This is a genomic window from Micromonospora sp. AMSO12t (genome assembly GCF_008806585.1).
Classification (GTDB): domain Bacteria; phylum Actinomycetota; class Actinomycetes; order Mycobacteriales; family Micromonosporaceae; genus Micromonospora; species Micromonospora reichwaldensis.
Window position 1 is genome coordinate 1 of the sequence record NZ_WAAS01000313.1, and the last position, 6,858, is coordinate 6,858.

5 protein-coding genes and 1 pseudogene are annotated in these 6,858 nt (G+C 76.6%); 5 read left to right on the forward strand and 1 reads right to left on the reverse strand.

Annotation, left to right across the window (positions count from 1 at the left end; genetic code table 11):
- On the reverse strand, positions 1–926 hold a 926-nt coding region (locus F6X68_RS28875; protein WP_151457213.1), incomplete at its 3' end, for a diacylglycerol kinase.
- Between the two features lie 245 nt (positions 927–1,171).
- On the opposite strand from F6X68_RS28875, the gene lanKC reads away from it, so the two are divergent.
- From lanKC to F6X68_RS28900, 5 genes and pseudogenes are all read left to right on the forward strand, one after another.
- Positions 1,172–3,772, forward strand: a complete 2,601-nt coding sequence (lanKC, locus tag F6X68_RS28880) for a class III lanthionine synthetase LanKC (RefSeq protein ID WP_192581579.1) — start codon at positions 1,172–1,174, stop codon at positions 3,770–3,772.
- A gap of 6 nt (positions 3,773–3,778) precedes the next feature.
- The gene (locus tag F6X68_RS28885; RefSeq protein WP_013734295.1) at positions 3,779–3,898 is read left to right on the forward strand and encodes a SapB/AmfS family lanthipeptide; all 120 of its coding nucleotides are present in this window, start codon (positions 3,779–3,781) and stop codon (positions 3,896–3,898) included.
- Positions 3,899–3,960: 62 nt separating this feature from the next.
- The gene (locus F6X68_RS28890) at positions 3,961–4,089 is read left to right on the forward strand and encodes a SapB/AmfS family lanthipeptide (RefSeq protein ID WP_132237491.1); all 129 of its coding nucleotides are present in this window, start codon (positions 3,961–3,963) and stop codon (positions 4,087–4,089) included.
- Positions 4,090–4,161: 72 nt separating this feature from the next.
- Positions 4,162–5,889 (forward strand): ABC transporter ATP-binding protein, encoded by a 1,728-nt coding sequence (locus F6X68_RS28895; RefSeq protein WP_151457215.1) that lies wholly within the window; start codon positions 4,162–4,164, stop codon positions 5,887–5,889.
- Positions 5,889–6,858: pseudogene (locus F6X68_RS28900) on the forward strand (ABC transporter ATP-binding protein); the annotation flags it as partial. The gene F6X68_RS28895 and the pseudogene F6X68_RS28900, both read left to right, overlap by 1 nt.

The window sequence follows — 6,858 nt, forward strand, 5'->3', positions numbered from 1 at the left end:
AGGTGGAGGGCGGCGGGGGCGGCCGTGACGGTCAGAGGGAGGGCCAGGGCGCGCTCGCCGTCGGCGTACGTGGTGATGCCCTCGGCGCTCAGCTCGACCGTACGGGCGCGGTAGCTGCGCACCAGCGGGTGGGTCACGTGGGTGCCCCGGTAGATGCGCGGCTTGACCCGCATCAGGGTGCGCCGGTGGAACCGGCCGCCCACCACCACGTCGAGCAGGCCGTCGGTCGGGTCCGCGTCCGGGCAGATCCGCATGCCGCCGCCGTAGCTGGCGCAGTTGCCCACCGCCACCAGCACGGCGTCCACCTCGTGCGGCACCCCGTCGAGGCGCAGGGTGTAGCGGCGCGGGCGCAGCCGGGCCAGTTCCACCAGAATCGCCAGGTCGTAGCGGCGCGGGCCGCTCGGCCAGCGCATCCGGTTGGCGCGCTCGTTGACGATCGCGTCGAAGCCGGCCGCGAGCACGGCCCCGTACCACCGGTCCGCACCGTCGGCCCCCGTCATCCGGGCCAGGTCCACCAGGCGGGTGCGGCCGTCGCGCAGCGCCGCCGCGATCACGTCGACGGCGGCGAGCGGGTCGGCCGGGAAGCCGGTGTCGGCGGCGAAGTCGTTACCGGTCCCGGCGGGCACCGGGCCGAACGGGACCCCCGTCCCGGCGACCGCCTGCACCGCGCGGTGCACGGTCCCGTCGCCGCCGACCGCGACCAGGGCCGACGCCCCGTCGCGCACCGCCGCCCGGCAGGCCGCCTCGGCCTCGTCGGCGGTACGCGCGCGCAGCGGGCGTACCGGCCGGCCGGCAGCCGCGAGCCGGTGCAGGACCTGCGGCAGCAGCCCTCGGTGCCGGCCCCGGCCAGCGGTCGGGTTGGCCAGCACGGCGACGGGCCCGACGCCGGCGACGGAGGGGTGATCGTCTGCGGTCACGGCGAGCACCGTACCGCCCCGGGACGGGCGGGGGCACCGCCCACCGTGCGGTCGGCGACCCGCCAGCGGGGCACCGCGCACCTCGGGCGCAACTGACTTTTGTCACGGCCGACCCGTGCGGCACGCATTCGTCGTCATGACTGAACGCACTGGAACCGCCATGGCCCGAACGGACAGACTCAGATCCGTCAGCAGGACGAAGACATCGGTCGAACGGCAACAGCACCGGCCGAACAGCGGAGGGAGTGGTCACGGTGGACGAACGCTACGACAGCTACTGCGCCGCCGACCGGCTCTTCTACGACTCCCTCGGCAGCGCGGTCGAGCAGCCCACCTTCGCGGCGGCGAAGCGGCCCGTCCCCGACGGCTGGCGCTCCGAGCCGCTCGACGACTGGCTGATCTACGCCCCCGAGGGCGGCGCGCTGCCCCAGCAGGGCTGGAAGATCCACGTGTCGGCGACGCTGGACAACGCCGAGCGGGTGCTGGACGCCGTCTGGGACTACTGCGTCCCGCGCGGACTGTCCTTCAAGTTCCTCCGCGGCCCGCGCACCCTGCTGCTGCGCAACTCCAAGTACGCCTCCCGGGCGGCCAGCGGCAAGTTCGTCACCGTGTACCCCCGCGACGACGCGGAGCTGGAGCTGGTCTGCAAGGAGCTCGACGAGCTGCTCGCCGGCGAGCCCGGCCCGTACATCCTCAGCGACCTGCGCCACGGCGCCGGCCCGGTGCACGTACGCTACGGCGGCTTCGCCGCGCGGTACTGCCACTCCCCCGACGGCCAGGTGGTCCCGGCGATCGAGGACGACACGGGCACGCTGGTGCCCGACCGCCGCGACCCGGTGTTCCACGTGCCGTCCTGGGTGACGCTGCCCGACTTCCTCGGCCCGCACCTGGCCGCCCGCAACGCCACCAGCACCGACGAGGTGCCGTACCGGATCGAGAAGGTCATCCACTTCTCCAACGGCGGCGGCCTCTACGTCGGCCGGGACGTGCGGACCGACACCCAACTGGTGCTGAAGGAGGCCCGGCCGCACGCCGGCCTCGACGCCGACGGCGCCGACGCGGTCGCCCGCCTGGCCCGGGAGGCCGACGCGCTGCGCCGGCTGGCCGACCTGCCGCAGGTGCCCCGGGTGCACGACGAGTTCGCCCTCGGCGAGCACCGGTTCCTCGCGCTGGAGTTCATCGAGGGCCGCCCGCTCAACAAGGTCCTGGTCGACCGGTACCCGCTGATCGACGCCGACGCCACGGACGCCGACCGCGCCGCCTACACCCGCTGGGCGCTGGACGTGCACCGGCAGGTCGAGGAGGTCGTCACGGCGATCCACGACCGCGGCCTGGTCTACGGCGACCTGCACCTGTTCAACGTCATGGTCCGCCCGGACGACCGGATCGCGCTTGTCGACTTCGAGGTCGCCGCGCCGATCGACGGCCACCGCCGGCCGGGACTACGCAACCAGGGCTTCGCCGCGCCCCGGGACCGCACGGGTCCCGCCGTCGACCGGTACGCCCTGGCCTGCCTGCGGCTGGCGCTGTTCCTGCCGCTGACCCAGCTCGTCCGGCTCGGGCCGGACAAGGCCGCGCACCTCGCCGACGTGATCGCCGCGCACTTCCCGGTGCCGAGGGAGCTCCTCGACGACGCCGTACGGGAGATCACCGGCCCCGCCCCGGCGGACGCCGGAGCGGCACCCGACCTCACCGTCGACGTCGGGCCGACCCACCGGGACCGGCTCGCCCGGGCGATCCTCGCCAGCGCGACACCCGACCGGGACGACCGGCTCTTCCCCGGCGACATCGAACAGTTCCGCAGCGGCGGGCTCAACCTCGCCCACGGCGCCGCCGGCGTCCTGTACGCCCTGCACGTCAGCGGCGCCGGACGGTGGCCGGAACACGAAAAGTGGCTGGTGCGCCACGCCACGGCACCCCCCTCCGGCACCCGGTGCGGCTTCTACGACGGCCTGCACGGCGTCGCGTACGCCCTGGAGGCGCTCGGCCGCCGGCAGGACGCCCTCGACGTGCTCGACATCTGCCTGCGCCAGCCGCTGGACGGCCTGGACCACAGCCTCTCGGGCGGCCTCGCCGGCATCGCGCTCAACCTGGCCGAGCTGGCCGGACGCACCGGCGAGACGGCCCTGCGCGACGCGGCCTGGCGGGTTGCCGAGCGGGTGGTCGACCAGCTCGCCGACGACCCGGGGCCGGACATCAGCGGCGGGCGCAACCCGTACGCCGGGCTGCTGCGCGGCCGCACCGGGCCGGCGCTGCTGCTGGTGCGGCTGCACGAGCTGACCGGCGACGAGGCCCTGCTGGACCACGCCGCCACTGCCCTACGCCAGGACCTGCGCCGCTGCGTGGTACGCCCCGACGGCGCGCTGGAGGTCAACGAGGGCTGGCGCACCATGCCCTACCTCGGGCAGGGCAGCGTCGGCATCGGGCTGGTGCTCGACGAGTACCTGCGGCACCGCGCCGACGAGCGGTTCGCCGAGGCCAGCGCCGGCGTACGCCGCGCCGCCCGGTCACCGTTCTACGCGCAGTCCGGCCTCTTCGCCGGACGAGCCGGCATCATCGCCTACCTGGCGGCGTACCCCGACGATCCGGGGCTCTGCCGCGAACGCGACGCCCAGGTGTCCCGGCTGGCCTGGCACGCCCTGCCCTACCGCGACGGCACCGCCTTCCCGGGCGAGCAGTTGCTGCGCCTCTCCATGGACCTCGGCACCGGCACCGCCGGCGTGCTGCTGGCGTTGGCCGCCGCGCGGCCCGACGCCCCGGTGCGCCTGCCGTTCCTCGCGCCCCTGGCGGGCGCCCCCGACTCCCTCGCCTCGGCGAGGGCGACCGACCCGACCGACCAACACGGAAGGAGGTGACACGACATGGCGCTTCTGGACCTCCAGGGCCTCGAGATGGCCCCCGCCGACCGCACGGGCGGTGGCAGCCGGGCGAGCCTGCTGCTCTGCGGCGACAGCTCGCTGTCCGTCACGACCTGCAACTGAGCCGGACGCCCTCACGGGCGACATCCAGCGCAGGACCATCCGACCGACCAGTACAGAAGGAGATGATCGACATGGCGCTTCTCGACCTTCAGGGCATGGAGATGGCCCCCGCCGACCGCACCGGCGGTGGCAGCCGCGCGAGCCTGCTGCTCTGCGGCGACAGCTCGCTGTCCGTCACGACCTGCAACTGACCAGGTCATCACGCGAGGCCCTGGGCGGACGCCGTGTCCGCCCAGGGCCGCACGTCTTTCGCGGGAGAAGCCATGGGGACGCCGACCGGCACCGACCGGCTGCTGCGGCGGGTGGTCCGCGACGGCGGCGGGTGGACGGTCCTGCTCGGCGCGGTCGCGCTCACCGGCGCCGCCGCCGAACTCGCCCTGCCCGCCGCGCTCGGGCTCGCGGTCGACTCCGCCGTCGGCGGCGACAGCGGCGTCCGGTGGCCGGCCGCCGCCTGCGGCCTGATCGCCGTCCTCATGGTCACCGACATCCTCGCCGACGTGGCCAGCGGGTACGGCGCGGCCCGGGCCACGGCACGGCTGCGCCGGCGCCTGCTGCGGCACCTGTTCGCCTGCGACGTCCGCACCGTCCGCCGCCACCCGGTGGGCGACCTGGTCGGTCGGCTCGTCGGGCAGGCCGCCGAGGCCGGGCAGGCCGGCACCGCCGTGGTGCTCGGCGTCGTCGCGCTGCTCCCCCCGGTCGGCAGCGTCGTGGCGCTCACCCTGCTCGAACCGCTGCTCGGCGTCACTCTCCTCGGCGGGCTGGCCCTGCTCACGCTGCTCATGCGCGCCTTCGTCACCGACGCCTCCGCCGCCGTCGCCGGCTACCAGCGGGTGCTGGGGGACATCGCCGGGCGCCTGCTGGAGGCCCTCGGCGGCGCCCGCACCATCGCCGCCGCCGCGACCGTCGACCGGGAACGCGACCGGGTGCTCGCGGCCCTGCCGGAACTGCGCGGGTACGGACTGCTCAGCTGGCGGCTGCTGGCCAGGGCCAGCGCCCGCACCGCCGCCGTGGGACCGCTGCTCCAGGTCGCCGTCGTGGCCGTCGGCGGGTACGCGCTGACCGTCGGCTGGCTCTCCCCCGGCCAACTCGTCGCCGCCGTGCAGTACGCGGCCCTCGGCGCCGGACTGGGCGCGGTGCTGGCCACCCTGAACCGCCTCGTCCGCGCCCGCGCGGCGGCCGGCCGGATCGCCGAGCCGCTGGCCCACCCGGTACGCCCCGACGGCACCGAGCCGCTGCCGCCCGGTCGGGGGGAACTGCGGCTGCGCGGGGTGGGCGTACGCACCGAAAACGGGCGGGCGGTCCTCGACGGGATCGACCTGACCGTCCCGGCGGGCGCCACGGTGGCCGTCGTCGGCCGCTCCGGCGCCGGCAAGTCGACCCTCGCCGCGGTGGCCGGCCGCCTGCACGACCCGGAGACCGGCGAGGTGCTGCTGGACGGGATGCCGCTGCGCCGGCTCGACCCGTCCGCGCTGCGCCGGGCCGTCGGCCACGCCTTCGACCGGCCCGTGCTGGTCGGCGAGACGGTGCACGACGCGATCGGGCTCGGGCTGCCCGCCGGCTCGGCACGACCGCCCGCCGGCACCGCCCCGGCCACCCCGGCGGTGCTGGCCGCGGCGCGGGCGGCGCAGGTCGCCGACGTCGTCGCCCGGCTGCCCGAGGGCTTCCGCACCCGGCTGACGGACGCGCCGCTCTCCGGCGGCGAGGCGCAGCGCCTCGGGCTGGCCCGCGCGTTCCCCGCCGAGCGGTTGCTCGTCCTCGACGACGCCACGTCCAGCCTGGACACCGCGACCGAACACCGGATCGCCCGGGCGGTGGCGGCCGGCGCCGGCGGGCGTACCCGACTCGTGGTGACCCACCGCGCGACGACGGCGGCGGCGGCCGACCTGGTGGCGTGGCTCGACGGCGGGCGGCTGCGGGCCGTGGCGCCGCACCGGCAGCTCTGGGCCGACCCGGCCTACCGGTCGGTCTTCACGCCCGGCGGAGACGCCTGATGAGCGGCCCCGGCGTACGCCGCAGCACCTGGGCGGCACTGCGGGCCCGCCGGCGTGCCCTGGGCCGGCTGGCCGCCTGGTCCGCCGTGGAGGCCCTGCCGGCGTTGCTCGGCGGGATGCTCGTGGCCCGCGCCGTCGACCGGGGATTCCTGGCCGGTGCGTTCGGCACCGGCCTGGCCTGGCTGGCCGGGCTCGCCGCGGCCGTGCTGGTGGGCGCGGCGGCCACCGGGCAGGTGTACCGCAGCCTCGGGGCCGTGGTGGAACCGTTCCGCGACGAGTTGGCCGCCCGGGTGGTGCGGGGGGCCCTGCACGACGCCACCCGGGCCGGCGGCCGGGCGGACAGCGCCACCGTGGCCCGGCTGACCCACCAGGTCGAGGTGGTCCGGGACACCTTCGGCGGGCTGCTGCTGGTGGTCCGCGGGTTCCTGTTCACCGCCGGGGCGGCGCTGCTCGGCCTGCTCGCCCTGGCCCCGCCGCTGGCCGGTGCGGTGGCGGCCCCGCTGGTGGTGGGGCTGGCCGTGTTCGGGGCGTCGCTGCCGGCCATGGTGGCGCACCAGCGGGCCCAGGTGACCGCCGGCGAGCGGCTCGGCCGCTCGGCGGCGTCGGCGCTGGCCGGGCACCGCGACGTCGTCGCCTGCGGCGCGCAGGAGCGCGTGGTGTCCGACGTGGACCGGCGGGTCACGGCGCAGGCCGACGCGGAGCGGACGCTGGCCCGGATGGCGGCGCTGCGCAGCCTCAGCCTCGGCGTGGGCGGCTGGCTGCCCGTGGTGGTGCTGGTGCTGGCCGCGCCGTGGCTGGTCCGGCAGGGGCTGAGCGCCGGCGCCGTGCTTGGCGCGCTGGTCTACGTCACCACCGGGCTGCAACCCGCCCTGCACGCGGTCGTGCAGGGCGTCGGTGGCGGCGGCCTGCGCTACGCCGTCACCCTGGGCCGCATCCTGCGCACCAGCCCGCCCCCGGTGCCTGTCTCTT